Source organism: Streptomyces nojiriensis, assembly GCF_017639205.1.
GTDB lineage: Bacteria > Actinomycetota > Actinomycetes > Streptomycetales > Streptomycetaceae > Streptomyces > Streptomyces nojiriensis.
This window is the reverse complement of sequence record NZ_CP071139.1, coordinates 7,541,807-7,567,027: the sequence shown is the minus strand read 5'-3', so window position 1 is coordinate 7,567,027 and position 25,221 is coordinate 7,541,807. Positions and strand designations below refer to the sequence as shown.

The window sequence follows — 25,221 nt, the reverse complement described above, 5'->3', positions numbered from 1 at the left end:
CGCGCGGGGGTGATGAACCTGTTCTAGCGAGGAGAGGCGGGTTTTGCAACTAAGTGCATAACCAAAAGGGGGCGGCCGGGAACCTTCCGCCCCGGAAATCCCGGGGCCGGGGCGCGGGCGGCCCCTGGCCCTGTGGCGGAGTTCACGCCGCCCCCGTACCGTCGGCCGGATGACCGAGCACCACACCCCGCCCCTGGACGGCGTCCCGCCGACCGACCCGGCCTCCGGACCCGCCGACGGCGATCCCCCGGTCCCGGGCGACCCGTCCGACGGCGAGCGGGCGCGGCGCTGGCTCGCCGAGGACGGCATCACGCAGACCGGCCCCGACACGTGGTACGACGCCGAGCCGCCCGCCGGAGTCCTCACCACGCAGGACCTGTGCAACGGGCTCGGGTCGATGGCCTTCACCGACGAGACGCTCGACGTCGCAGGACGGCTGCGGGTGGCGCTCGGGCTCATGGACCTCCTGGGGTGGCACCCCCTGGTGACCGATCAGATCCACACCGCGCACCTGGGACCGCTGGGCCCGCTCCCGCCGGACCTCCTGTGGGGCGGCTACCGCCGGCGGCTGGAGGCCGTGCGCGAGTACGAGGCGATCACCTACTCGCTCTGGTTCGACTGGTTCGAGTACGCCCCGACCGCGGCCGAGGCCTTCGCCGAGGTCCTCGGCGACGATCGTGAACGGCTGCTGCCCGGCGCTCCCGAACCGCTGCTGCGCCGGGCCCGGCGGGTGCTGGAGTACTCGGGACCCGTGCCCTGGGCCGTCAAGATCGGCACCTACCGGGCCGCCGCCCGCGTACCCGACCTGCACCACGCCGTCTTCCGCGCCGTCCTGCGCAGCCACCACGACACCTTCGGGAGCATCGACCCCGCCGAGGGGCTCGCCCTCCTCGACCGCCTGGAACTCCCGCCGGACACCGAGCGCCTGGCCGCGCTGCGCACCGCACTGGCGGCGGGCCCCCGGCCCTGAGGGGGGCCGGGCCGGGGACCGCCGCCGGAGCCCGCCCGGGCCGTCAGGCGCGGTGCAGGCGGACCGTGACGATCTGGAACGGGCGCAGGACGAGCGGGATCCGGCCCTCCGGGGTGGGGACGCCCACCGCCGAGCCCGCCAGCGGGCGTTCGAGCAGGTCGCTCTCCACCGCGTCCGCGATCGGGAAGCCCGCCGTGAGGACGGCCCGGGCACGGCCGCCGCGGGACTCGTAGAGGCGGACGATCACATCACCGCTGCGGTCCTCGGCCAGCTTGACCGCCTCCACCACCACCGCGTCCTCGTCGACCGTGACCAGCGGGGCGACCGGGCCCGCGCCGCGGACCACCCGCTCGGGCAGGTTCAGCGCGTGGCCCTCGCGGACCGCGTCCCCGATCCCGGCTCCGGGCGCGAGCGAGAAGCGCAGGGTGTGGGAGCCCTGGTCGGTCTCCGGGTCGGGGTAGCGCGGGGCGCGCAGCAGGGAGAGCCGGACCGTGGTGGTCTGGCCGCCGTCGGCCCGTACGTCCCGGGTCACGTCGTGCCCGTACGTGGAGTCGTTGAGCAGCGCCACCCCCCAGCCGGGCTCCTCCGCGTGGATCCAGCGGTGGGCGCAGATCTCGAACTTGGCCGCCTCCCACGAGGTGTTGGTGTGGGTGGCCCGGTACACGTGCCCGAACTGGGTCTCGGAAGCGGTCCGTTCGGCCTTCACGTCCAGCGGGAAGGCGGCTTTGAGGAACTTCTCCGTCTCGTGCCAGTCCACCTCCGTGACGATGTCGACCGTCTTGGCCCCGGCCCGCAGGGTGATCTGCTGGACCGCCGCCGACCGGCCGAAGGAGCGGCTCACGCGGACGGTCGCCGACCGCGGGCCGCTCCCGGTGACCTCCAGCCGGTCCAGCTCCACGAGATCGGTGACCCGGTTGCGGTAGAACGCGTCGATGTCCCAGGCGTCCCACATGTTCGGGAAGTCGGGGTGGATCTGGAGCAGGTTCGCCGCGGTGCCCGGGGCGACCGCCTCGCGGCGCGCCTCCAGGTCGTAGACGGAGACGATCAGACCGCGGCGGTCGATCTCCACCAACAGCCGGCCGTTGGCCAGGATGTGCCCGCCGCCGTGCCGCTCCTCCACCGTGACGGGCTCCTCCCCCGCGTCGGCCGGGCGGTCGGCCCCGCCCGCCGAGACGCCGCGCCGGGCGTGCGGGGCGCAGTTGAAGACGAGCTCCTCGGTTCCCTGGCCCGCCAGCGCCTGCTGGGCGGCGAGGGTGATCCCCCGGAGCTCCTCTCGTACCGCCGCGTACGTCTCGCGCGCCTCGCGGTGCACCCAGGCGATGGACGAGCCCGGCAGGATGTCGTGGAACTGGTGGAGCAGCACCGTCTTCCAGATCCGCTCCAGGTCCTCGTACGGGTACGCGTACCCGGCGACCCGCACCGCGGCCGTCGCCGCCCACAGCTCGGCCTCGCGCAGCAGCGACTCGCTGCGCCGGTTGCCCTGCTTGGTCTTGGCCTGGGACGTGTAGGTGCCGCGGTGCAGCTCCAGGTAGAGCTCACCGGCCCAGACGGGCGCGTCCTCGTACTCGGCGCGGGCCTTCTCGAAGAAGGCGTCCGGGCGCTCGATCCGGACCTTCGGGGAGCCCTCCAGATCCCGCTGGCGGCGGGCACGGGCGAGGTGTTCGCGGGTGGGGCCGCCACCGCCGTCGCCCCAGCCGAAGGGGACGAGCGAGCGCGAACCGTGGCCCTTCTCCCGGTAGTTGCGGGCGGCGTGGGCCAGTTGGGCGCCGCCGAGGTCGGAGTTGTAGGTGTCGACGGGCGGGAAGTGGGTGAAGACGCGGGTGCCGTCGATGCCCTCCCACCAGAAGGTGTGGTGCGGGAACCGGTTGACCTGGGACCAGGAGATCTTCTGGGTCAGGAACCACTTGGAGCCGGAGAGCTTGACGATCTGGGGCATCGCGGCGGTGTAGCCGAAGGAGTCGGGGAGCCAGACGTTCTGCGTCTCGATGCCGAACTCGTCGAGGAAGAACTTCTTGCCGTAGAGGAACTGGCGGGCCATGGCCTCGCCGCCGACCATGTTGGTGTCGGACTCCACCCACATGCCGCCGACCGGCACGAACTGCCCGTCCGCGATCTTCTTCTTGACCCGCTCGAAGAGCTCGGGCCGGTACGTCTTGATCCAGTCGAGCTGCTGCGCCTGCGACATCGCGAAGACGAACTCGGGGTGCTGGTCCATCAGGTTGACCATGTTGGAGGCCGTGCGCGAGACCTTGCGGACCGTCTCGCGCAGCGGCCACAGCCACGCGGAGTCGATGTGGGCGTGGCCGACCGCGCTGATCCGGTGCGCGGAGGCGCTGGCCGGGGCGGCGAGCACCCTGGCCAGACACCCGCGGGCGGCGGCCGCCGTGCCGGGTACGTCGCCGAGGTCGAGGGTGTCCAGCGCGGCGCCGAGGGCCCGCAGGATCCCGGAACGGCGGGCGTCCGCGGTGTCGAGCTGGGTCATCAGGTCGTAGAGCACCTCCAGGTCCTGGACCAGTTCCCAGACCTCCGTCTCGAAGACGGTGAGATCCATCCGGGCGAGCCGGTACAGGGGCTGGTCGCCGCTGGTCGGCAGGTCCCCCTCGTACGTGGCCGCGTGGTCGACCAGGACCGGGTTGGAGGCGGCCTCGACGTACCACTCGACCTGCTCGCCGCCCTCGGCGCGGTCGGCCACGCGCACCCAGTCGTTGTACGGGTTGAGGGCCTTGACCTCGCCGCCGTCGGCCCGGTGGACCAGGCCCTCGCACTGGAACCCGGGCATCATCCGGTCGAAGCCGAGGTCGAGGACGGCTTCCACGGTGCGGCCGGCCCAGTCCGCGGGGACGGTACCGGTGACCCTGAACCAGGTGGTGCCCCAGGCCGGGCCCCACGGGTCGCCGATCGCGCAGGGCTCGTAGTCCGCCGCGAGTCCTTCGGCGACGGGGACGGGCTCGCCGGGTGCCTCCCAGCGCTCGACGGTCAGCGGGACCGCGCGGGAGTGGACGGCGGGTTTGACGCGCTCCTCGAGAACCCGGCGGAGGCGGTGCTCGGTGATGCTGCGGTCGTCATGCATGACTGCTGCTCCAGGGAGGGTGGTCGGTACGGACGTGTCGATCAGGCCGTGTCGGTACGGGCGTGTCGGTACGGGCGGCGGGCGGGCTCAGGTCTTGACGGCTCCCTCGCCCACGCCCTTGAAGAAGAAACGCTGGAGGGCGAAGAAGAGCAGCATCATCGGGATGAGCGCGGCCATCGCACCGGCGGCGACGAGCCGCTGGTCGTTGACGGTGGTGGCACCGGCCAGGGTCTTCAGACCGAGCTGGAGGGTGTAGTGGTCGCTGTTGGTGAGGACCAGCAGGGGCCACAGGAAGTCGTCCCAGGCGCCCATGAAGCTGGTGATGCAGACGACGGCGAGGGCGCCCTTGGCGGCGGGGAGGAAGACCCGGGTGAAGCGGGTCCATTCGCCCGCCCCGTCCAGGACCGCGGCCTCCTCGACCTCCCGGGGCACGGCGAGGAAGGCCGCCCGCATGACCATGATGTTGAGCACGGAGACCGCGCCGGGCAGCCAGACGCCTATGAGGGTGTCGACCAGGCCCATCTCCCGGACGGTGAGGAACATCGAGATCATCACGGACTCGAAGGGGAACATCAGGGTCGCCACCAGCACGGTGAACACGACCTGCCGGCCCTTCCAGCCGGCCCGGGACAGGGCGTAGCCGCCCATCGCCGCGAAGAGCATGTTCGAGGTGACCGCGAGGGCGGCGACGGTGAGGGTGTTGCCGACGTACTGGAGGAGCGGGAAGGACTCGGCGACCCGGACGTAGTTGTCGAGGGTGGGCCGCGCGGGCAGCACGCCGTCGTACACGTTCTCGGTGCGGCCGCGTATCGACGTCAGGAACTGCCAGACGATCGGGCCCAGCATCACCACGAGCATCAGCACCAGCGTGGCGTACCGCCCGGCCAGGCCGAACCGGTGGCGCCTGCGGGCGGCGGCGGTGCGCCGGGGCCGCTGCCCGCTCCCGGAGGGGGACGGTGCGCTCATCCTTCGTCCCCCTTCGACAGGCGGCGGCCCAACAGGCTGAAGACCAGCGTCAGGAGGAACAGCAGGATGGAGACGGCGGAGGCGTAGCCGGTCTCGCCGGAGAAGCCGAGGCCGACCTGCCGGATCAGGAAGGGCAGGGTGCGGGCGCCTCCGCCGGGGCCGCCGCTCTCGCCGCCGAGTATGTAGATCTCGGTGAACACGCGCAGCGCCGAGATGGCGGAGAGGGTGCCGACCAGCAGCATCATCGGCTTCACCTGGGGCACGGTGATGCTGAAGAAGCGGCGGACGGGGCCGGCGCCGTCGATCGCGGCCGCCTCGTGGAGGGTGGCGGAGACGTTCCCGAGGGCGGCGAGGTAGAAGACCATGTAGTAGCCGAGGCCCTTCCACACGGTCACGATCATCGCGGAGACCAGCAGCATCGCGGAGTCGGTCAGGAACGGGACGGGCTCGGAGACCAGGTGGAGCCGTTGGAAGACGGTGTTGACGAGACCGTCGCTGCGCAGCACCCACTGCCAGATCAGCCCGACGACCACGGCGGAGGCGATCACCGGGGTGTAGAAGGCGGAGCGGAAGAAGCCGATACCGGGGATCTTCGCCTGCACCAGGACCGCGAGGGCCAGTGGCAGGAGGACCAGGCAGGGGACGACGACCAGGAGGTACAGCACGCTGTTGCCGGTCGCGACCCAGAAGTCGGGGTCGGCGAAGGCGCGCCGGTAGTTGTCGAGGCCGACGAAGCTGCCGCCGCGCAGGATCTGGGCGTCGGTGAGGGAGAGGACGACGGTGTTGACGAACGGCCAGAGGCTGAAGAGCGTCACCATCGCCAGGCCGGGGGCGAGGAACAGGTAGGGGATCCACCAGCGGCGGTGGGGCAGTCCGGTCCCGGTCTCCATGGCCCGCAGGGCGCGCCGCCGGTGCGCGGCTCCGCGACGCCGTTCGTGTGCCGTACCAGCGCCCCGCGCCTCGCCGGCGGCGGCGCCGGCGCCGGCCCCGCCGGTCACTTCGCGGCCGCGGCGGCGAGGAGCTTGTTCGCCGCCTCCTGCGCCTTCTGCACGGCGGTCCGGGGGTCCTGTTCGCCCTTGATGGCCTTCTGCACCTCACGTACGACGGCGTCGCCGACCTGGTTGGTCCACTGGACGGGGGTGTTGGCGTCGAGCGCGGCGGTCCTCAGCTGGTCGGCGCCGACCGCGCGGGCGAGGGTCTCCGCGTCCTTGCCGTCGCCCCTGTCGGAGAAGAACGGGTCGGCGAGGCCCTGGGCGTTGGACGGGTAGATGGTGGCCTTCCTGGAGAACTCCACCTGGTTGGGGCCGTTGGTGACCCACTTGGCGAACTCGGCCGCCGCGTCCACGTGCTCGGTGTCCTTCCTGATGCCGAGCGACTGGGCGTAGATGCCGATGTGGCCGAGCGTGCCGGTGACGGCTCCGGCGACCTGGGTCTTGGCGTAGATCTGCGGGGCGTTCTGCTTGATGTCCTTGACGAAGCCCGGGGATCCCGGACCGAAGACGAGTTTGCCGCCGCCGTACAGCTGGTTGATGTCGTCCGACTTGAGGAGGGACTCCTTGGGCATGGCGCCCTTGGCGTAGAGGTCCTTCATCCGCTCCACCCACCGGACGGCCTGGTCGGTGTCGAAGGTGAAGCGGTCGCGCTTCTCGCTGAGGATCGGGATGCCCATCTTCTGCCAGTCCCCGGGCAACCGGCCCTTGGGGTCGGCCATGAAGGCCGTGTACCGGCCGCCCGAGGAGGCGGCGATCCGCTCGGCGTAGTCGAAGAACTGCTCCACGCCGGTGGGCGGCGCGGCCGGATCCAGACCGGCCTTCTCGAAGAGCTCTCTGTTGTAGGTGAGGATCTCCGGGGTCACGTACCAGGGGTAGGCGTACACGCTGTCGCCCTTGCCGGGCAGCTTGAACTGCTCCCAGGCGCCCGGCACGTACTCCTTGGCCGACGCGCCGTCGAGGGCGGCCACGTCGGCGAGCATGCCCCGGTCGCCGAGGAGCTGGAAGGAGTCGGTGGAGAGGTTGACCACGTCGGGGAGGGATCCGGCCTGGGCGTCCGCGACGAGCTTCTCGTTGTAGCCGTCGCCGGGGACGTCCTCCCAGGTGACCTTGACGTCGGGGTACCGCTTCTCGAAGCCGTCGATGACCCCTTGGACGTAGGCCGTGAAGGTGGGCTTCAGCTGGAGGGTCCGGAAGGTGATCTCGCCGGACACCCTGCCCGTGCGCTGCGCCTCCTTCGTGTCGGCGGCGCCGCCGCTCAGGCCGCACGCGGCGGTCGAGAGGACGGTTCCCGCAGCCAGCAGGACCACAGCGATACGGGTCGGGTTCGAACGGGTCATCGTCGCCGCCTTTGCAGAAGTCCGGCCTCATCGCCGGAGGCGGTGCCCACGGTCGTCCGAAAGCAAGACCTCGTCAATGAGGCAGGAGAAGGGCTGGCCGGTGATGCATTGGTGCCGAATGGCGCGACCGGGCCGGGCACCTCTCGGAGGCCTTGATCACAACCGCTCCGAGCTGGACTGATGCGCTTTAGTACAAAGGTGGTTGGGGCTGGTGTCGATTCGATGACGAAGCTGCTCGTGCGTCAGAACTTGACCTCTTATCGATGGTTCACGGCAGGTCTTCACTAATGCGCTTTACCCGCAGGCCGCGAAACCTCTTTAGCCGGAACCGGGTTGTACGATCGCCGGGCGCCCGTCTAGATTTCACCTCGAACGGCGTGTAGCTCAGCAGCCAGAGCACCGACCTGCACAGTCGGAGGGCGCAGGGGCAGAACCTGCCACGCCGGCCATGGACAAGAACACCGGGAACCAGCTCCCGGCCTCAGGACTCCCCGCCCCGGGGCTCTCCACCGCCGGGCTCTTCGACCACTACCTGACCGACGAGGGCCTCGCCCTGCTGTGGTCGCTGCTCGACAGCGGGCGCTACGAGGTGCGCGCGCCGGAGGAGGCCGCGCTGCTGTGCGTCGCGTGGCTGGTGCGTGCCGGGGAGAGCGGCGCGGCGGCCGCCCTCGTGGAAGAGCTACGGCCCTTCGCCGGCGAGGTGCGGTTCGCGCCCCACCTCGCCGACCGGCCCGTACCGGGCGCGGACGACGTGCACGTGCGGACCGTCGGCGAGGTCGCCGGGGCACTCGCGCGCCGCGCGCCCCGGCCCGGGATCGAGGCACAGCACGAGGCGCTGACGGTCTGGCACCCCTTCGAGGACGATCTGCTCGACCACTGGCTGCGCGTCGGCGCGGACGCCGAGCAGAGCGCCGGACAGGACGCCCGGGGCGACACCCGGGACGACGCCGGCGAGGGCGCCGCCCTGCTCGCGCGGTACCAGCGGCTCGCGGCCGCGCACACCCGCTGCACCAAGCACCTCGACCCCAAGTCCAATCCGGCCGTCCTGCGCCGCGCGCTGGAGGAGCGGGTCGCCGGGCGCGAGCCGTCGCCCCGCCTCGCCGGGCTGCTGCGCCGTACCGTCGCCTCGATGGTCGCCAAGCGCGGCCGGCCCGGCTCCGCCGAACACGCCCGGCTGCGCCGGGACCAGGCCCGGCAGGCAGGCCGGCCCGCACACCACGACCTGGCCGCCCTCGTGCTGCGTCGGCTCGCGCCGCTCGACGTGAGCCGGGGGCTGGCGGACGTCGGACCGCTGATCGGGCCGGTGACCCCCGAAGAGGCCGAGGAGTCCGGGCTGCCGGCCGGGACGGTCGTCCCGGCGCCGGTGCGGGCCGCGGTCACCGCGGCGCTCAGCGCGCACCTGGACACGTTGCTGGAGCACGGAGTGATCTCCTCCGCGGAGGTACTGGGCGAGGTGGCGGTACAGCTGATCGTCACGCACACCTCCCGGGGATACGCCGACGCGTCGCTGCGCACGCTGATCGCCGCGACCTACCGGGCCCGGCGCGACCGCCGGTACCCGTTGTGGTGGAGCCCGGAGCACCATGCCCGGATCAGCGGGCTGCCCTGGGTCCGCGCGGTCGCCCCCTGGGCCGCCGACCCGGTGGAGGAGGCCCGTTCGACCCTGCGGATGCTCGGCGAGGCCTGTGTGCGGGCCTTCCCGGGCGCCGGGTTGCCCAACCTGCACGTACGGGCACTGTCCGGGCTCGCGCGGCTCGCCGAGCTGCCCGTGCCGTTCGCCGCGGAGCCGCTGGCCGACGCGTACAGCGGGATGGCCGACCCCGCCGTCCTCGCGGCCGCGCGGACCGCCGCCGGACTCCTGCGCGGCACGGTGTACGAGCGCTACCACGGCATCGACTACGCGGCGGTGCAGGAGCTGGCGGACGCCCGGGACCGGTACGGCTTCGCCCGGTTGTGCGCCGAGCGTGCCGGGCGCCCGGGCCGGCCACTGGCGAGCGACCCCGCGGTCGTCGAACAGGCCAGGATCCTCACCACTTCCAACCTCGCCACCCTGGTCGTACACGCGGGCGTCGTCCCGCGGGGCGGCTGGGAGGGCCCGGCCCGGGGCGCGTTCGCCGCCGCGACCGGCCCGGCGGCGACCGTGAAGAGCACCGCGTACGCCTGGCGTCAGCTGCTGTTCCACCTCGCGCTGTGCGACGCGGACGAACAGGCCCGCGTACTCACCTGGATCGACGGCCGGGCCGCCCGGCTGCCGGCCCGCACCGCCGCGCGGATCGCTGCGCGCCTGGCCGACCTCCGCCTCGCCACCGCCGCGCCCTGATCACTTGGGCTTGTTGCGGTAGATGCGCCGGCCGGCCAGGTGCGTGGCGACCGTCTCGCCCCGCCACAGCTTCCGGTCGCCGTCCATCCCGTCCGGCGCGGGCCACCGGCCGCGGCTGATGTCCGACCGGATGCTGTCGGGCTGCAGGCCTGACGCCTCGGCGATCTCGACGACGGTGTAGTGGCGGGACGGTTCCAGGCCAGTGGCTTCCCGGGTGTGGTGCTCGCCGAAGAACCGGGCGATGGCCTCCGGGTCGAACTCGATGGTCCTGCCGCGCTTGCCGGTGGCGGCCGGCCACCCGGGGTGCCGTCCCCACCGGGGATTCTCCGACAGGTAGCGGGCGCTCATTCCGTAGTGCTCGGCTATCTCGGCGTACGTGACGCCCGTACGGCCCTCGGGAGGTACGGGGCCGCCGTCCGACGCGCGGGAGGGGGCGCCGGCCGGCCGGGGCCGCCCGCCGGTGTGCGGCTCCGGCGGGACCCGGCCCGGGCGGGCCTCCCCGACGGTGAGGACGACCGTACGGCCGTCCGGGTCGGTCAGGGTGTGCCGGCCCGGCGGCAGGAACCCGGCGCCGCTCGGCGGGGCGGTGAGGCCGAGGCGCAGGTACCCGGTCTCCGGGCGGGCCGTGGCCGGGTAGAGCTCCAGGACGCCGCCGTCGGCGAGCGTCGCCGCGTAGTGCTCCGGCCCGCTGCCGTGCCGCTCGCTCACGAGGTCGAGGCCGATGCCCCGGTAGAAGTCGCGGCAGGCGTCGAGCCGGGTCGTGTAGATCACGGCGAGTTCGAGGATCATGCTGGCGCTCCTGGTGTGTGATGGCTGCGGGCGGACGGCCGTCCCCTCGACCCGCTCGCCGCAACGGGGTTCCCTTCTGGGGTACTTGACCGCCCAGCTGGTACGCGGCGCCCCGAACACCTGGCCCCGGGCGCTCACTTGACGCATCTCCCGTCCGGCACGACACGCGCCGACGGGGAAGGTCATCTTAAATTCCTACCACGTCTGCGTACGCTGTCCCCATGACCGATCTCACCCCATCCGACCAGCACGTGCCCGATGACCTGCGCATCTTGACCGTCGAGTACCTGAGCGCGGTCCGGGCGCGCCTCGCCGACATCGAGACCCCCGTCGCGCGGGAACAGGCCGCGCGGCTGTTCACCGACCAGCTGCTGCCCGCTGTGGCGAAGACGGTCAAGGACATACGCACCGCCGCCGTGGGCGAGCTGCGTCAGGGGCGCACCCTCCGGGAAGTGTCGGAACTGATCGGGCTGTCCGTCCCCCGGGTCGACCAACTGCTCAAGGGGAAGTGAGGAGTTGCCGTGCCCCTTCGAATGAGGCTGACCGCGATCACCCTCGACTGCGCCGATCCCCAGGCGCTGGCCGATTTCTACGCGCGGGCCACCGGTTTCGAGCCGCACCCCCGGTCGGACACCGAGTTCGCCGGACTCACCCGCGAGGACGGGCTGTTCCTCGGATTCCAGCGGGTGGACGGCTACCGGCCCCCGCGGTGGCCCGACGGGTCCGCACCCCAGCAGTCGCACCTCGACTTCGCGGTCGACGACCTCGACGAGGCCGAGGCCGAGCTGCTGGAGCTGGGCGCGGGCAAGCCCGATCACCAGCCGGGCGGTGCCAGGTGGCGGGTCCTCACGGACCCGGCCGGGCACCCCTTCTGCCTGACCCTGCACTGACGTCGGGCCGCCCTCCTCGGGGGCGGCCCGGACCTTCAGCCGGCGTCCGCCCTGGGGGCGCAGCGCATGCCGATGTAGCAGCAGGGGGTGCCGTCCACGAGGGTGGAGAAGACGACGGGCATCCAGTCCCCGCCGAAGGAGGGACCGGCGCCGGAGGCGGCGAAGACCGTGGCGCTGAGCGGCGTGAGGTCCATGTCCAGCGGCGGCGAGAAGTCCCGCATCCCGTCGACGAACTCGTACCGCAGGCGGGGGGCTCCGTCGGGCCCGACGCCGACGGTGATGACCACGCCCTCCCGGCGGTAGGTGCCGACCAGCGGGGCCACGTCGACGACCGGGGGCCGTGCGGGCGGCGCGAAGGCGGGCGGCATGTGGACCCCGGCGAGGTCGCGGAGCAGTTCGCGCATCAGGTCGGCGTAGAGGAAGCGGGAGGCGCCCCCGTTGGTGAGCAGGACGACGACGAGATCGGCGCCGGGAACCACGCGCACATAGCCGTACTGGCCGATCGAGGCGCCGTCGTGGCCGTATCCCGGGACCCCGTGCCAGTCGTAGAGCGACCAGCCCAGCCCCCAGCCGTCCGCGCTCACCGTCCACTTGTCGGGTACGTCGGCCGCCCAGCGCTGCATCTCCGCGACGGCCCGGGCGCCGAGGACCTGTGTGCCGTCCGGGGCGGAGCCGCCGTCGAGGTGCAGCTTGGCCAGCCGGAGCACGTCGGCGGCGGTGGCCAGGACGCGTCCGTACGGACCCGCCGAACGGGGCATCATGTCCCAGGCCGGTGCGGGCTCCGGGTCCGGCCCGTCGCCCGGAAGGTGCCCCATCGCGGTGCGGAAGGCCAGTGCCTCCTCGGGCAGGGTCATGGTGTGGGTCAGGCTCAGGGGGGCGACGAGCCGCTCCTTGAGGGCCTGGTCCCAGGTGCGTCCGGTGAGGACCTCGACGATGCGGCCGAGGACGTTGTAGCCGACGCTGCTGTAGGAGACCGCGGTGCCGGGCGGGCAGTCCAGCGCCACGTTCCGGGCCGCCGCGACGTACTTGGCCAGACAGTCGTCCCCGCGGCCGCTGTCGTAGGTGAAGTCGCAGGTCAGACCGCTGGTGTGGCTGAGGAGTTGGCGGGCGGTGATCGTCTTGGTGGCGTCGGGGTCGGCGACGGAGAACTCCGGGAGCACCTCGATCACGGGCGCGTCGAGGTCCAGTTCGCCCGCGGCGGCGAGCTGCATGACCAGGGTCGCGGTGTAGAGCTTCGCTATCGATCCGAGCTGGAACACCGAGTCGGTGGTCGCCTCCACCCCCGTGCCACGGTGCAGGATGCCGCTCGCCAGCTCGTGGATCCGCCCCTCGGCGAACACCGCGAGGGTGGCGCCGGGGACGTGATGGGCGGCGCGCAGTGCGTCGAGGCGGCTCTGCCAGTGGGCCGGGGAGAACGTCACATCGGTTCCTTCGATTCGGTGGTCCCGTACGGAACATCGCCGTACGCTTCTTGATCCACATGTCGGGATCCACGCCAACGTAGGCCGCTCCCGGAGGCGTTGATAAGGACCTGCGGGCGCCGAAGAGAGGACTTGACACGCCAGTTCGAGTGACCGGCTGGTAGCGTCGTCCGTCCTATGCGCTCTCCTGGCACCGACGGCACCGTCTCCGTCCACCTCGCGCGGTTCGTCGTCGACGCCTTGCACCGGTCGGGGGTGGGCCTGGGCAGGGTCGCCCGATTACCCGACCTCGGACCCGAGGTCCTGGGCAACGATCTGGCGCGGGTCTCGACCGCGTCGGCGCTGGCCGTGTGGGAGCAGCTGACCCTCGCGGAGCCGGGGACGGCCATCGGCGCGCTGATCACCGCCGAGGCGCCGATCGGTACGTTCGGCCTGTGGGACTACCTGGTGACCACCGGGCCCACCCTCCGGGAAACCCTGAAGCAGGCGGTGGAGTACAGCGCCGTCATCGGTGACGCGGCCCAGGAGAAACTCCTCGTCGAGGAGGACGGACGGTCCTTCACCATTCGTCATGCGACGGGCAGTTGGGGTCCCGATGTGGTGGAGGCGATCGACTTCTTCGCCCTGGGCGTGTTCCTGACCCGGGCCCGGGCCGCCACCGGTCGGCCCGTCGTCCCGCTGCGCGTCTCCGTGACGCACGCGGCGTCCGGCCGCTTCCGGCGGCTGGCGGAGTTCTTCGGGACCACCCGCATCGACTTCGGCGCCGCGTACAACTCGATCACCTTCCACGACAACGACGTACGCGCACCGCTGCCCAAGGCGCAGCCGGGGCTGGACCGCATCCTGGCCAGGCAAGCGGCGCTGACGATCGCATCCGCGCAGCCGGCCCTGCTCTGGCAGGACCGCTTCCGGATGGTCCTGGACTCCGCCTTCCGGGAGGACGCCGTGAGCCTGGAGCAGGTGGCGCAACGGCTGGCGATGAGCCCGCGCACCCTCCAGCGGCGCCTGGGCGAGCACGGCACGACCTGGCGCGAGGAGGTCGAGGCCGTGCGCCAGGCGCACACCATGGAGCTCCTGCGCGCCACCGATCTGCCGCTCCGCTCGATCGCCGCCCGGGTCGGTTACAGCGACATGCGCGCGCTGCGCCGGGCGGTGCACCGCTGGGAGGGGCGGGCTCCGCGCGACATCCGCAACGAAGCGGTCCTCGCGGCAACGCCGATGGGCGCCGACGCGGGCAACCGACCCGCGCCCGGCGCCCCGGCGGCCTTTCCGGTCACTTCAGGGGGTACTGGGCCTTCTCCGCGAGCCTGCCGTCCTTGAAGCAGAAGCGGAGCACGGTCTCCTCGCCGTTCTTGGCCTCGCCGCTGGACATGTACCAGGAGCAGCTGCTGCCCTCGGGCTCGGCCGGTCCGCCCTCCTTGAGGGCGCTCTTGACGAAGCTCTCGCCGGACGGGAGCCTGCCGCGGACCTCGCTCTCCGCGTCCCCGGTCTTCACGGCCTCGTAGACCGCGGGGTCGACCAGGGTCTTGTCGGCCATGTCGAGGACCTTCCCCATGCCGAAGACCACCGCCACGAGGAGGCCCACGCCGACCACCAGCGCCACTGCGCACCCGATCAGACAACCCTTGCGCTGAGCCACGCCCGTTCCTCCGTGTCGTTCGTGTCCGGCGGCGGTCGCCTGGACACTCACACCCTCGCAAGGGGCGGGGGCCGCGGGCTGTCCTCGAAAGTCGCCGGCCGTCGCAACGATCGTCGTTCGAGGTCGGACCCACCCCTGCGTGTATACAGGGAGGAGGTCGACCATCCGGGCGAAACGAGAGGAACCCACCGTGAGCGAGGCCACCATCGAGCCGCTGATCGTCGTCGGCGTGGACGGATCGAACCATTCCAAGGAGGCGCTGCGCTGGGCGGTCGCGCAGGCCGCGATGACGGGCGCCCGGGTGCACGCCGTCATGGCCTGGGAGTGGAACCGCAATCCGTTCGCGATCAACCCGGTGGCCTCCGAGACCGCCGACGCGGAGGCCGTGACGGCCGAGGAGGCCGCCCGCCGGAAGCTGGCGGACACGGTCGCCGCGGCGGTCGGCACCTCGCCGGGCGTACCGGTGTTCCGGCGCGTCGAGCAGGGGTCCCCGGCGCAGGTCCTGGTCGACGCCTCGAAGGAGGCGGACCTGATGGTGGTCGGCACCCGCGGGTACGGGGGGTTCAAGGGCGCGCTGCTGGGGTCGGTGAGCCAGCAGGTCGTGCAGTACTCCGCCGGCACGGTCGTTCTCGTCCGCGAGGGCGCGGACGAGAACGACTGACGCCCCGTCGGCGAGGTACCGTGCCGCAGGCCATCGCGGCGGCAGGGGGGAGCAGGGTGAGCAGGAGGCGATACGTAGCCAGGGGCGTACCCGGGGGTTACCGCATCTGGGACAACAAGGGGCGGCGATGGTGGGGCGACCACTACGAGCTCTGCCCCGATGATCTTCTGGTCGAGCTGAACGGTGCCGCGGACCCTGTGAAGATCACCGCTCTCCTCAAGCGCTACAGGGCCCAGCAGCGCTGAGCTCGCAGGGGCACCGAGGGTGTCAGAAGGAGCAGGCCCGAGCGATCAGGCAGCGCGTGGCCTGGCCGGCGGGAGGAGTGATTCGTGGTGGTGCCAAACGAGGTAGCGGTCGTCGCGCAGTTCTGCCGAGCCCCACTCGACCCGCATCACGCCCTGTTCGACCGAGCAGGCGTACGCCACGATGACCAGCCGCAGCTCTGGTGGGAGGAGCGCCACGTCCGGATGGATGTGCTGCTCGTCGAGCTCCTCCAAGCCGAGGTCGAGTTTCAGTTGCATCGGCTCCGGGCCGTGACGTCGGATCAGGTCCGCCCGGGGGCCGTAGGCCTTGGCGAGGCGCGCGGCAGTGACCGGGACATCCCTCTTCGCGTAGAGGATCGGCAGGATGGCATGGATGCCGATGACCATTACCGTCCTGCCCTGTACGCGTCGGGAGGACGAGCCGTCGAGTGGTGCCAGGCCGGCGGCGAGCGTCTCGTACTGTGCCGCGTGGAGACCATGGCCGTACGCTTCTTTGGTCTGTGTGCGGACCTGCTCATGAGCGTGGCGAGCCCTGGCATGGGCTTCCACGAGGCAGGCCGGGATCGTCTCGGCCAGCCGGCTTGCCGCGGTTCCGAAGGTCTCAACGGCCCAAGGCGTCACTGAAGTCACTCTGTGTAGCCCTCCCCCTGCGTGGTAGGAACGCGAGCTCATCCCGGCCACGGTGAGGGCGCCGGGTGGGACGTGCAAGAGGGCGGCAGGAGGGCACGGGCGCACAGGCCGCGCATGGGCAGTGACCGACGTCCGTGCACGACGTCGACGAGACCTCCATCCGACGGACACGGACGACGTCGGGCAGGACCTGGAAGAGACGGGCCCGTTCGCAGAGGGCGCCACAAAACCAGTGGAGCCGCCCCGCCGTGCGCCGTTACCGTGCTGCCGGACAAGATCGTCTAGGCAAGGACGTCCCGTTGTACACCCTGTGAGACCCCCCGAGTGCTGATTCGTCGCGCGTCGCGCATGTGCGCCGCGCTCCTTTCTGCTGCGGTCTTCTCACTGGAACCGGTGTACTTCTGTGCTCAATACCTGGGTGGTCGCTCCCACCTGCCTGCCACTTGTTCTCCGCCGATGCCACACGTGCGCGTCCGGGCGCTTCCGGGCGAACGGCAAATTTCGCGTCAACGCCAACCACAAACTCCTCGACGCCTGGCTCCTCGTGCTCTGCACCGCTTGCGGGGACACGGCGAAACTCACGGTCCTGGAGCGGGTGCACGTGCGCTCCGTACGACCCGAGCTGCTGGACCGACTGCACGACAACGACCCGGGCCTGGCAGCCGAACTGCTCCAGGATCCGGTCGTGCGGCGCCGCAATCACATCGCCCTCGACTGGGACGGCGCCTGGCGCCTCGACACCGGCGGATCGGATCACCTGGACCGTGAGGTGATCGACGTCTCGGTCCGCTTCGCGGCGCGGATCCCGGTCCGGCCGGTGCGATTGATCTCTGAGGGGTGCGGTCTTTCACGGGCCGAGGTCGGGAGACTGATCACGGACGGGAAGCTCGTCTCTGCGGTCCGGCTGAGCGGCAAGCTCTCCGGGGACTTCACCTTCACGCTCAAGCGCTGACCCCATCCCCGGGGCCAAGGGCCTGTCCGGCGGGATCCGCCGGACAGGCTCTACGCGGTGGCGGGCAGGGCACCGCTCAGTGGCCGCCACACGCACGAGGTGACGTGGAAACCCGTGGCTGCCCGCTTCGGGCCTGATGCACGGGCTCGCGCACGAACCAGCGAATTCCAGTATGCAGCCGGCCTGAAAGACGTCACGGATGTCTCCGACAACGCAGCCGGGCGCTCCCCTCAGCGGGCGGAGGACGAGGCGTCGGAAGGCCCGAGGAGGAGTTCGAGGAGTCGGCCCGGCGCCCGTAGCGGAAGGTAGTGATCGCTGTCGGCGACCACCTCCAGCCGCGCGTCGGGGATGCCGTCGGCGAGCCGCGCGGCGATGACGCCGATCTCCGGGTGGTCGTGATCGCCGACGACGATCGTCGTCGGCGCCTCGATCCGGTCCAGACGGCCGACGGCGTCCTCGTCGGGGTCGAGCGCGTGTCCCTTCCCGGCGGTCGCCCTGGCTTCGGCGTTCTCCCGCACCATCGGTTCGATGACGTCGAAACCCGGGGCCCGGTCGCCCAGGCTCGCCCAGACCGTCAGTTCCAGCTCGGCGATGCGGCGTGCGTCCGATCCGCGAAGCGCCGCGGCGTACGCGTCCGTCTCGGGGCTCCGGGGCCACTCGTGCCCGCCGGCGGACGCCGCGATCAGCGTCAGCGAGCGGACCCGTTCGGGATGTTCCAGGGTGAAGTCGAGCGCGACCTCTCCTCCCATGCTCAACCCCACGAGCTCCGCGGACCGGAAGCCGAACCGGTCCAGGACCGCCAGCAGGTCGTCCTCGTAGCGGAACGGCGCGGTCGCGGGCGTCGATCGTCCATGCCCCCGGGCGTCGTAGCGAACCACGGTGCGGTGCCGCGCCAGCGCGGCGAAGACGCGGTCCCACAGACGGCTGTCGTGGACCGATCCGTGGTGCAGGACGAGCGGGGGACCGTCCCCGGCCCTCTCGGCCCAGATGCGGCCGCCGCCGGCGACGGGGATCAGCTCGGTGGTCGTCATACCCGTGATCCCGTCACACCGCGGACGTCAGCGGCTGTTCAGCCTGTTCCACGAGGTCCCGGGGGTCCGTGTTGGCGCCGCAGAGGATGACGGCGACGCGGCCGCCCAGGGGCTGCGGCGCCGCGCGCAGCGCCGCCGCGGCGGTGGCCGCGCCCGCCTCGACCACGATCCGGTGCTCCTCCCAGAGCGCGCGCCGGGCGGCCGTGATCTCCGTGTCGGGCACGAGGACCGACGTGACGTTCTCGTGCTGCGCGGCGGCCAGCGCGTCCGCCGAGACGCGGGTGGCCCCCAGGGAATCGGCGGCGACGGATTCCACGGCCACGTCCACGACCCGGCCCGCCGCCAGGGCCGCGTTCAGGGCCCGGCAGTTCTCCGGCTCGACCGCCACCACCCGTACGCCGTGTTCGCGCGCGGCCGTGGCGACCCCGGCGAACAGTCCGCCGCCGCCGACCGCGACGACCACCGTGTCCAGGCCGGGCAGGGCGGCCCGGATCTCCTCCAGCAGGGTGCCGGCGCCCGCCGCGATGAGCGGGTGGTCGTAGGCGTGGCTGCTCAGCGCCCCGCTCTCGGCGGCGAACTCCTCGCAGGCGGCCAGCGCCTGGGCGTACCGGTCGCCGACGAGCCGTACCTCGGCCCCGTACCCGCGCAGCCGGTCCACCTTCACCCGCGGGGCGTTGGCGGGCAGGAACACGGTCGCGGGCACGGACAGCGCGCGGGCCGCCCAGGCGCAGGCGAGCCCGGCGTTGCCGCCGGAGGCGATGGTGACTCCGGCGGCCGGGAGGGCGCCGGCCTCGTGGTGGGCGGCGAGGAAGTTGCGGGCGCCGCGGGCCTTGAAGGAGCCGGTGTGCTGGAGGTACTCCAGTGCGTACCAGACCCCCGCTTCGGCCGCGGGCGCCACCGTGACGGGGCGTATCCCGCCCGCGATCCGGTCGGCGGCGGCGCGGACGGCGGCGTGGTCGAGCTGCTGGGCCGGTGCTGCGTGCATGGGCTGTCTCCCCATCAGGTGCGGGTGGTGGGCCGGTCGGGCCGGGCGGCTTCGATCAGCTGGCGCAGGGCTCCGTAGTAGACCTCGTGGTCCGTCAGGGCCGGCAGTACGTCGGGCAGTCCGCCCGCGAGCACGGGGAACTCCTCGGGATCCAGCGCGGCCAGGGCCGCCCGCGAGGCAGCGGTTGCCGCGGCCGGATCCCGGTGGTCCACGAAGGCGGCGCTGCCCAGGGTGAGCAGGTACATGCGGCGGTAGGCGGTCATCGCCTCGGCGGCGGTCATCCCGGCGGCCACGCTGTCGGCGAGGGCGGGCTCGACGAGCCGGGCCAGCAGCTGACGTCCGAGCCAGGGCCGGCTGCCGCGCAGCGCCAGCAGTCCGGGGTGGGCGGTGAGCAGCAGGTACAGGGCGCGGAACCGCTCTTCGGTGGCCCGCGCCCAGTCGGTGCCGGCGGGGATCTCGGGGAGCTGCCCGGCGAGGTGCTCGGTGCACAGGTCGAGCAGGCCGGCGAGGTCGGTGCACCGGCGCTGCACGGTGGCGTGGGAGACCTCGAGCCGGTCGGCGAGGCTGCGGAAGCTCAGGTGGCCGGGCCCTTGCTCGTCGAGGATCCGCAGGGCGGCGACGGCGATGGCCTCCGGGGTCGCACGGTCCAGGGCGGCTGATCTTCGCGGCATGAGATACACCGTAACATACGACGTATCTGCACTTTCGTGTGACAACGGTTGCAGCCATATTGCTGGTCATCGGCCGACAATCAGCGACTTCTGTTGACAGTGGGTAATCGTCTCGCTGCACTGGGCCCACGACTGCCCCCACGTCAAGGAGACTCCGTGCCGCCTCGCCTGCGTGCAACGCTCCCCTGCCTGACCGCGGCCGCCCTGTTCGCCCTCGCGCTCTCCCCCGCCCCTGCGGCGGCCGAGCCCCGGGCGACCTCGGACACCCCGCTCGCGCTCACCCCTCCCATGGGCTGGAACAACTGGGCGCACTACATGTGCGACATCGACGAGGCCAAGGTGGTGGCCAACGCCGACGCGCTCGTGTCCACCGGGCTCGCCGCCAAGGGCTACGACACGGTGACCGTCGACGACTGCTGGATGACCAAGAGCCGCGACGCGCAGGGCAGTCTGGTCGTCAACACGGCGAAGTTCCCGCACGGCATGGCCTGGCTCGGCGAGTACCTGCACGCCAAGGGCCTGAAGTTCGGCATCTACCAGGACGCGGGCTCCCTCACCTGCGAGAAGTATCCGGGCAGCGGCGCCCCCCAGGGCGGCGGCGCGGACCACTACGCCCAGGACGCCCGCCAGTTCGCCTCCTGGAAGGTGGACTACGTCAAGATGGACGGGTGCAACCTCTGGGTCCCGGAGGGCGCGACCAAGGAGGAGGCCTACCGCGACGCCTACAACGACGTCGCGAAGGCCCTGCGGGAGAGCGGTCGGGACATGGTCCTGTCGGCCTCCGCGCCCGCCTACTTCCAGCAGGGCGAGTGGGGCGGCTCCGACTGGCACAAGGTCCTCGGCTGGGTCGGCGAGACCGGCCACCTGTGGCGCGAGGGCAAGGACATCAAGGTCTACAACCCGGCCGCACCCGCCACCTCGCGGTGGAGCGCGGTGCTCGGCAACTACGGCTACAACCGCTGGCTCGGCCGGTACGCGGGCCCCGGCAACTGGAACGACCCCGACTTCCTGATCGCGGGCGCCCCCGGGCTCACGGCCGCCGAGAGCCGCAGCCAGGTCGCCCTGTGGGCCATGATGGCCTCCCCCTTCATCCTCTCGTCCGACGTCTCGAAGCTGACCCCGGCGGGCCTCACGGCCCTCGGCAACACCCGGATGATCCAGCTGGACCAGGACCCGATGGGCCGTCAGGGCTCCGTGGTCTCCTCCAACGCCACCTTCGAGATCCTGGTGCGGCCGCTCGCGAACGGCGACCGCGCGGTGGCCGTGCTCAACCGCTCCTCCGCCACCCGGGACATCAACGTGCCGCTCGACGAGATCGGCCTCGGCGACTGCACCGCCGGTGCCCAGGACCTGTGGACCGGCACGAGCCGCGAGGTCACCGAGACGCTGACCGGCAAGGTGGCCGGGCACGACACCGGGGTCTGGCGGCTCAGCCCCCGCGCCTGCGCCCAGGCCGTGCCGACCGGGCAGATCGTCGGTGACGGCGCCCGCTGTGCCGACGGCGCCAACACCACCGGTGTCGGCGCCGTGGTGATGGCCGCCTGCACCGGAGCCCCCGACCAGCGCTGGACCGCGGGCAAGGACGCGACCCTGCGGCTGGCCGGCGAATGCCTGTCGGCGGGTGAGGACCGCATCGTGGAACTGGCCGACTGCTCGGACCGTGCGGCGGAGCAGCCCGGCCAGAGCTGGTCGCAGCGCCGCGACGGAACCCTCGTGGAGGAAGTCAGCGGGATGTGCCTGACGGCTCCCGCGGCTTCCGCCCCGGCCGAGCGGCTGCGGCTGACAGAGTGCGGCGACCACCGGGTCGACCAGGCCTGGGCCCTGCCGGTCTGACGGCCGGGCGAACGGATGAGGAACCCGACGCATCGCAGCGGGCGCAGGCCGAGGACCCGGCGCCCGCTCGCCCTCGCCGCCCTTCCCGCGGCGCTGCTGGCACTGATCTGCGCGGGGCCCGCGCCCGGGGCCACCGCCCCGGGCGCGGGGTCGCCCGCACGTGCCGCCGTACCGGCGCCCGCGCACCCGGGTGCCGCCCCGCGTCCGGGCCGGGCCGACACCTTCGACGTCGCGCCCGCGCGGGCCGCCCTGCGGCGGCTGCTCCCGCGCCACTGGGGGCAGTTCACGCTGGTTCCCGACACGACCGCCGCCTCCGACACCTTCACCGTGTCCGGCACCGCCGGCGCGATCACCGTGCGCGGCAGCACCGGGGCCACCCTGCTCACGGGCGTCGGCTGGTACCTCCAGCACGTCGCCGGGGTCGACATCGGCTGGCCCGGCGACAGCATCGGCATGCTGCCCGGCCGGCTGCCGGCGGTCCCGGCGCCGGTCACCCGCGGCGCGCAGGTCCCGCACCGGTACGCGCTGAACGACACCGACGACGGGTACTCCGGCCCGTACCGCTCCTTCGAGGAGCACCAGCGGCAGATCGACCTGCTCGCCCTGCACGGCATCAACGAGGTGTTCGTACAGGTCGGCGCCGAGTACCCGTACTACCGGGCGCTCCAGGGGTTCGGCTACTCCGCCGAGGAGCTGCGGCAGTGGATCCCCGGCCCCGGCCACCAGAGCTGGTGGCTGCTGCAGAACCTGAGCGATTTCGGCGGCCCGGTCACCGAGCGGCTGATGCGCGAGCGCGCCGAGCTGGGCGGGCGGATCGCCGAGCAGCTGCGCGGGCTCGGCATGACCCCGGTGCTGCCGGGCTTCTTCGGCACCGTGCCGCCCGGGTTCGCCGCGCGCAACCCGGGGGCGGCGACGGTGGCGCAGGGCGACTGGGCGGGCTTCGACCGCCCGGACTGGCTGGACCCCGCCTCGCCCGTGTTCGGGAGGCTGGCCGCCGCGTACTACGCCGAGCAGCGCGAGGTGTTCGGGGACAGCACGATGTACCGGATGAGCCCGCTGCACGAGGGCGGTCAGACCGGTTCCGTCGACGTCCGCGCCGCCGCCGGCGCCATCCAGCGCGCACTGCACGCCGCCCGTCCGGGTGCGCTGTGGGCGGTGCTGGGCTGGCAGGACGACCCCACCGCGGAGCTGCTGGCCGGGGTGGACACCTCGAAGCTGCTGATCCTGGACGGGTTGTCCGACCGGTACAACCGGCTCGACCGCGAGGCCCGCTGGGGTGGGGCCCCGTACGCGATGGGCACCATCTACAACTTCGGCGGGCACACCACGGTCGGCGCGAACAGCTCCGTGTGGATCGAGCGGTTCGGCCCCTGGCGGGACAAGGCGCACAGCGCGCTCGCCGGGATCGCCTACCTGCCGGAGGCCACCGGGACCAACCCGGCCGCCTTCGACCTCTTCACCGATCTGGCGTGGGAGCGCGGGCCGATCGACCAGCGCCGGTGGTTCGCCGACTTCGCGGCCCGCCGGTACGGCCGCCCGGACGCCGCGGCGGCCGCGGCCTGGGAGGAGCTCCGCAAGGGGCCGTACAGCACCTCCTCGGGCCTGTGGTCGGAGTCGCAGGACAGCCTGTTCACCGCCCGGCCGAGCCTGACCGCGGCCGGGGCGGCGTACTGGAGCCCGAAGTCCATGCGCTATCCGGCCGGTTCGGTGCGCAGGGCCCTGGACCACCTGCTGAAGGTGGATCCGGCGCTGCGCGGCTCCAGCGCCTACCGCTTCGACCTGGTGGACACCGCCCGGCAGGCCCTCGCCAACCACTCGCGGGTGCTGCTGCCGAAGATCAAGGCGGCCCACGAGGCCAAGGACCTGACCCGCTTCCGGGCCCTGACGGCCGAATGGCAGGACGGGGAGCGGAAGTTGGAGGCGGTCACCGGATCCGACCCGGCCTTCCTCCTCGGCACCTGGCTGTCCGCGGCGCGCTCCTGGGGTGCGGACGAGGCCGAGCGGGACCGGTACGAGTACGACGCCCGCTCGCTGCTGAGCGTGTGGGGCCGCCGCAGCACCAGCGAGGGCGGTTTCCTGCACGACTACGCGAACCGCGAATGGAGCGGCCTGATCTCGGAGTTGTACGCGCCCCGGTGGGCGCGCTACTTCGCGTCGCTGGACGAGGCGCTGGTGAAGAAGGCCGCGCCGCGGGAGATCGACTGGCACGCCTTCGAGGCGGAGTGGGCGCAGCGCACCACCCGCCATCCGGACCGGCCGACCGGTGACCCGTACCGGCTGGCCGCCGAGATCGCGGCGGCCCTGCCGTAGCGGGGTGCCGCCACCCGCTGACCCGCGGCGCGGGCCTGCCCGGGTCCGGGCGGGCCCGCGCCGCGGGGTCATGTACCTCGTTTCCGCCCCGCCCGTACGGCCCCGGCGGCCACCAGGCCGAGGACGGCGATCGAGACGGCCGAGGCCAGCAGGGTCCCCCGGGCGCCGAGCCCGGCCACCAGCGGGCCGCCCAGCGCGGTGCCGAGCGGCACCGCGAGCAGCTGGACCGCGGTGCTCGCGGCCAGCGTCTGGGGAAGCAGGTCCGGCGGGGCCGACCGCTGGAAGAAGGCCGTGGAGAGCGAGGCGTACGGAGGCCAGAGCAGCCCGGCGGCTGCGAACCCGGCGACGCCGACGGCCGTCGGCGCCCCCAGGCCCGCCGGCAGCATGCAGAGGCCGAAGACGACGACGATGCCGGTCATGGCCGGCCGGATCGGCAGCCGGCCCAGGTACCCGGTCAGTACGGAACCGAGGACGGCCCCGGCGCCGAACGCCGTGTAGAAGGCGGCCAGCACGGCGGCGGGAGCTCCCGGCCCGTTGGACGCGTACAGCGGCAGCGCCACGTACACGGGACCGAAGAGGCAGAAGAAGGCGAAGCTCAGGGCGAGCAGGCCCAGCAGGGCGGGGGCGCGCCGGATGACGGCGAAGCCCGCGGAACGGGAGCCGCCCTCCCCGGGCGCGGGCGCGTCCTCGTGCGGCACGCCGAAGAGGAAGGTGGCGGCCAGGACGAGGAAGGTCGCCGCGTCGACGGCGATCACGGTGGCGGCGCCGCCCCACAGGATCAGGGCGCCGGCGAGCGGCGGGCCGAAGACAGTGGAGAGCGACCCGATGCCCGACAGGACGGCGTTGCCGGCCAGGTGGTCGCGCTCCGGCAGCAGGCGGGCCAGCAGGGTGTGGATGCCGGCCCGGCCCCACGAGTGGAGGACGGAGGAGGCGGCGAGCAGCACCACGTACAGCTCGATGCTCAGCGCCCCGAGCACGTGGAACACGGGGATCGCGCCGAGGGGGTGTCCGCAAAGTAGCGCCGGCCGCCCGGAGGGCGGGCCCCGCGGCGTCTGGTGCCGTGCATCGCAAGGCGGAGGGCCGCCCGTGTACTGGACGTACTCGGGCGGCCCGACAACGCGGCGAGGTGCGGTGCCAGGCGTCGCGGGGCAGGCGGGACTTTGCGGACACGGCCTGGGGCGGCGGCGCGCAGCAGGGCGTCGCAGGCGACGAGCCGGGCCGGGGAGCGGTGTCGCAGGAGCGGTCCGAGGAGGACCGCGCCCACGGCGCCCGAGAGGGTGTAGGCGGTGGCCGCCAGCGCGACCCACAGGGCGCGTTCCGCCGCCGGTGCGATCTCGATCGCCAGCCAGCTCACGGCGACCACGGCCATGCCGTCGCCGAGGGAGGAGACGGTGAACCCCGGTAACAGGCGGCGCAGCGTCGAGTGGGTGAGTACGGGCCGGTAGGGCGAGGTGCGGAGGATCCGCGCGGGTTTCAGGGGCACGGTATCCA

Annotated in this window: 23 protein-coding genes and 1 tRNA gene; 11 read left to right on the top strand and 13 right to left on the bottom strand. The window is 72.6% G+C overall.

Annotation, left to right across the window (positions count from 1 at the left end):
• Nucleotides 1-169 precede the first annotated feature (169 nt).
• A complete protein-coding gene (locus JYK04_RS34910; RefSeq protein ID WP_229876085.1) occupies nt 170-970 on the top strand; it encodes a hypothetical protein in 801 nt (266 codons plus the stop codon).
• A 43-nt stretch (nt 971-1,013) separates the two neighbouring features.
• Here the strand turns inward: JYK04_RS34910 and JYK04_RS34905 are convergent, their stop codons facing one another.
• The 4 genes from JYK04_RS34905 to JYK04_RS34890 all read right to left on the bottom strand — a co-directional run bounded on the left by JYK04_RS34905 (nt 1,014) and on the right by JYK04_RS34890 (nt 7,335).
• Nucleotides 1,014-4,040 (bottom strand): alpha-mannosidase, encoded by a 3,027-nt coding sequence (locus tag JYK04_RS34905; RefSeq protein ID WP_189741942.1) that lies wholly within the window; start codon nt 4,038-4,040, stop codon nt 1,014-1,016.
• 87 nt (nt 4,041-4,127) lie between these two features.
• Nucleotides 4,128-5,006 carry a carbohydrate ABC transporter permease gene (locus JYK04_RS34900; protein ID WP_229876086.1) on the bottom strand — a complete coding sequence of 293 codons (879 nt, stop codon included), beginning with the start codon at nt 5,004-5,006 and terminating at the stop codon, nt 4,128-4,130.
• Nucleotides 5,003-5,896, bottom strand: coding sequence for a carbohydrate ABC transporter permease (locus JYK04_RS34895; protein ID WP_189741945.1), 894 nt, complete (start codon nt 5,894-5,896; stop codon nt 5,003-5,005). The genes JYK04_RS34900 and JYK04_RS34895 overlap by 4 nt, the downstream gene beginning before the upstream one ends.
• A gap of 104 nt (nt 5,897-6,000) precedes the next feature.
• Complete coding sequence (locus JYK04_RS34890; RefSeq protein ID WP_189741947.1) at nt 6,001-7,335, bottom strand: ABC transporter substrate-binding protein; 1,335 nt, start codon at nt 7,333-7,335, stop codon at nt 6,001-6,003.
• A gap of 373 nt (nt 7,336-7,708) precedes the next feature.
• Here JYK04_RS34890 and JYK04_RS34885 point away from each other — a divergent pair.
• Nucleotides 7,709-7,784: transfer RNA gene (locus JYK04_RS34885), tRNA-Cys, on the top strand.
• Complete coding sequence (locus tag JYK04_RS34880; protein WP_189741950.1) at nt 7,784-9,655, top strand: hypothetical protein; 1,872 nt, start codon at nt 7,784-7,786, stop codon at nt 9,653-9,655. Before JYK04_RS34885 ends, JYK04_RS34880 begins: the two co-directional genes overlap by 1 nt.
• Here JYK04_RS34880 and JYK04_RS42210 read toward each other — a convergent pair whose 3' ends face one another.
• Entirely contained in the window at nt 9,656-10,444 is a 789-nt protein-coding gene (locus JYK04_RS42210; protein WP_308431073.1) for a hypothetical protein, read from the bottom strand. It abuts the gene before it with no gap.
• A gap of 221 nt (nt 10,445-10,665) precedes the next feature.
• On the opposite strand from JYK04_RS42210, the gene JYK04_RS34870 reads away from it, so the two are divergent.
• Together JYK04_RS34870 and JYK04_RS34865 are read left to right on the top strand one after the other, a co-directional pair.
• A complete protein-coding gene (locus JYK04_RS34870) occupies nt 10,666-10,956 on the top strand; it encodes a hypothetical protein (RefSeq protein WP_189741952.1) in 291 nt (96 codons plus the stop codon).
• A gap of 9 nt (nt 10,957-10,965) precedes the next feature.
• Entirely contained in the window at nt 10,966-11,334 is a 369-nt protein-coding gene (locus JYK04_RS34865) for a VOC family protein (protein WP_202185939.1), read from the top strand.
• 35 nt (nt 11,335-11,369) lie between these two features.
• Here JYK04_RS34865 and JYK04_RS34860 read toward each other — a convergent pair whose 3' ends face one another.
• Nucleotides 11,370-12,755: a serine hydrolase domain-containing protein gene (locus JYK04_RS34860; RefSeq protein ID WP_189741955.1), complete on the bottom strand. Its 1,386-nt coding sequence runs from the start codon at nt 12,753-12,755 to the stop codon at nt 11,370-11,372.
• 177 nt (nt 12,756-12,932) lie between these two features.
• Here JYK04_RS34860 and JYK04_RS34855 point away from each other — a divergent pair, with 177 nt between their 5' ends.
• On the top strand, nt 12,933-14,075 hold the full coding sequence (locus JYK04_RS34855; RefSeq protein WP_189741958.1) for an AraC family transcriptional regulator: 1,143 nt from the start codon (nt 12,933-12,935) through the stop codon (nt 14,073-14,075).
• Here the strand turns inward: JYK04_RS34855 and JYK04_RS34850 are convergent.
• Nucleotides 14,029-14,394 (bottom strand): hypothetical protein, encoded by a 366-nt coding sequence (locus JYK04_RS34850; RefSeq protein WP_189741962.1) that lies wholly within the window; start codon nt 14,392-14,394, stop codon nt 14,029-14,031. The genes JYK04_RS34855 and JYK04_RS34850 overlap by 47 nt on opposite strands.
• 190 nt (nt 14,395-14,584) lie before the next feature.
• Here JYK04_RS34850 and JYK04_RS34845 point away from each other — a divergent pair, with 190 nt between their 5' ends.
• Nucleotides 14,585-15,055: a universal stress protein gene (locus JYK04_RS34845; protein ID WP_202185937.1), complete on the top strand. Its 471-nt coding sequence runs from the start codon at nt 14,585-14,587 to the stop codon at nt 15,053-15,055.
• A 56-nt stretch (nt 15,056-15,111) separates the two neighbouring features.
• Complete coding sequence (locus tag JYK04_RS34840) at nt 15,112-15,300, top strand: hypothetical protein (protein ID WP_189741965.1); 189 nt, start codon at nt 15,112-15,114, stop codon at nt 15,298-15,300.
• A gap of 45 nt (nt 15,301-15,345) precedes the next feature.
• Here JYK04_RS34840 and JYK04_RS34835 read toward each other — a convergent pair whose 3' ends face one another.
• Nucleotides 15,346-15,948 carry a hypothetical protein gene (locus JYK04_RS34835; protein ID WP_189741968.1) on the bottom strand — a complete coding sequence of 201 codons (603 nt, stop codon included), beginning with the start codon at nt 15,946-15,948 and terminating at the stop codon, nt 15,346-15,348.
• A gap of 403 nt (nt 15,949-16,351) precedes the next feature.
• Between JYK04_RS34835 and JYK04_RS34830 the strand changes: the two genes are divergently transcribed.
• The gene (locus tag JYK04_RS34830; RefSeq protein WP_189741970.1) at nt 16,352-16,900 is read left to right on the top strand and encodes a DUF1062 domain-containing protein; all 549 of its coding nucleotides are present in this window, start codon (nt 16,352-16,354) and stop codon (nt 16,898-16,900) included.
• Nucleotides 16,901-17,130: 230 nt separating this feature from the next.
• On the opposite strand, the gene JYK04_RS34825 is transcribed toward JYK04_RS34830, so the two are convergent.
• The 3 genes from JYK04_RS34825 to JYK04_RS34815 are packed head-to-tail and all read right to left on the bottom strand — an operon-like array spanning nt 17,131 to nt 19,587.
• Nucleotides 17,131-17,931: an alpha/beta fold hydrolase gene (locus JYK04_RS34825; protein WP_189741973.1), complete on the bottom strand. Its 801-nt coding sequence runs from the start codon at nt 17,929-17,931 to the stop codon at nt 17,131-17,133.
• Between the two features lie 13 nt (nt 17,932-17,944).
• Entirely contained in the window at nt 17,945-18,916 is a 972-nt protein-coding gene (locus JYK04_RS34820; protein WP_189741976.1) for a serine/threonine dehydratase, read from the bottom strand.
• A 14-nt stretch (nt 18,917-18,930) separates the two neighbouring features.
• On the bottom strand, nt 18,931-19,587 hold the full coding sequence (locus JYK04_RS34815; protein WP_189741979.1) for a TetR/AcrR family transcriptional regulator: 657 nt from the start codon (nt 19,585-19,587) through the stop codon (nt 18,931-18,933).
• A gap of 156 nt (nt 19,588-19,743) precedes the next feature.
• On the opposite strand from JYK04_RS34815, the gene JYK04_RS34810 reads away from it, so the two are divergent.
• Nucleotides 19,744-21,420 (top strand): ricin-type beta-trefoil lectin domain protein, encoded by a 1,677-nt coding sequence (locus JYK04_RS34810; protein ID WP_229876095.1) that lies wholly within the window; start codon nt 19,744-19,746, stop codon nt 21,418-21,420.
• A gap of 15 nt (nt 21,421-21,435) precedes the next feature.
• Nucleotides 21,436-23,730 (top strand): alpha-N-acetylglucosaminidase, encoded by a 2,295-nt coding sequence (locus tag JYK04_RS34805; RefSeq protein ID WP_189741982.1) that lies wholly within the window; start codon nt 21,436-21,438, stop codon nt 23,728-23,730.
• 68 nt (nt 23,731-23,798) lie between these two features.
• Here the strand turns inward: JYK04_RS34805 and JYK04_RS34800 are convergent, their stop codons facing one another.
• Together JYK04_RS34800 and JYK04_RS34795 are read right to left on the bottom strand one after the other, a co-directional pair.
• Nucleotides 23,799-24,716: an MFS transporter gene (locus JYK04_RS34800; protein ID WP_189741984.1), complete on the bottom strand. Its 918-nt coding sequence runs from the start codon at nt 24,714-24,716 to the stop codon at nt 23,799-23,801.
• Nucleotides 24,692-25,213, bottom strand: a complete 522-nt coding sequence (locus JYK04_RS34795; RefSeq protein WP_189741987.1) for an MFS transporter — start codon at nt 25,211-25,213, stop codon at nt 24,692-24,694. Before JYK04_RS34795 ends, JYK04_RS34800 begins: the two co-directional genes overlap by 25 nt.
• Nucleotides 25,214-25,221 lie beyond the last annotated feature (8 nt).

Bases quoted from the DNA above. Each gene is read 5' to 3' on its own strand.
- JYK04_RS42210 (WP_308431073.1), bottom strand. From the start codon at position 10,444: ATGATCCTCGAACTCGCCGTGATCTACACGACCCGGCTCGACGCCTGC.
- JYK04_RS34855 (WP_189741958.1), top strand. From the start codon at position 12,933: ATGCGCTCTCCTGGCACCGACGGCACCGTCTCCGTCCACCTCGCGCGG.
- JYK04_RS34820 (WP_189741976.1), bottom strand. From the start codon at position 18,916: ATGCACGCAGCACCGGCCCAGCAGCTCGACCACGCCGCCGTCCGCGCC.
- JYK04_RS34900 (WP_229876086.1), bottom strand. From the start codon at position 5,006: ATGAGCGCACCGTCCCCCTCCGGGAGCGGGCAGCGGCCCCGGCGCACC.
- JYK04_RS34895 (WP_189741945.1), bottom strand. From the start codon at position 5,896: ATGGAGACCGGGACCGGACTGCCCCACCGCCGCTGGTGGATCCCCTAC.
- JYK04_RS34890 (WP_189741947.1), bottom strand. From the start codon at position 7,335: ATGACCCGTTCGAACCCGACCCGTATCGCTGTGGTCCTGCTGGCTGCG.
- JYK04_RS34910 (WP_229876085.1), top strand. From the start codon at position 170: ATGACCGAGCACCACACCCCGCCCCTGGACGGCGTCCCGCCGACCGAC.
- JYK04_RS34805 (WP_189741982.1), top strand. From the start codon at position 21,436: ATGAGGAACCCGACGCATCGCAGCGGGCGCAGGCCGAGGACCCGGCGC.
- JYK04_RS34870 (WP_189741952.1), top strand. From the start codon at position 10,666: ATGACCGATCTCACCCCATCCGACCAGCACGTGCCCGATGACCTGCGC.
- JYK04_RS34880 (WP_189741950.1), top strand. From the start codon at position 7,784: ATGGACAAGAACACCGGGAACCAGCTCCCGGCCTCAGGACTCCCCGCC.
- JYK04_RS34905 (WP_189741942.1), bottom strand. From the start codon at position 4,040: ATGCATGACGACCGCAGCATCACCGAGCACCGCCTCCGCCGGGTTCTC.
- JYK04_RS34815 (WP_189741979.1), bottom strand. From the start codon at position 19,587: ATGCCGCGAAGATCAGCCGCCCTGGACCGTGCGACCCCGGAGGCCATC.
- JYK04_RS34825 (WP_189741973.1), bottom strand. From the start codon at position 17,931: ATGACGACCACCGAGCTGATCCCCGTCGCCGGCGGCGGCCGCATCTGG.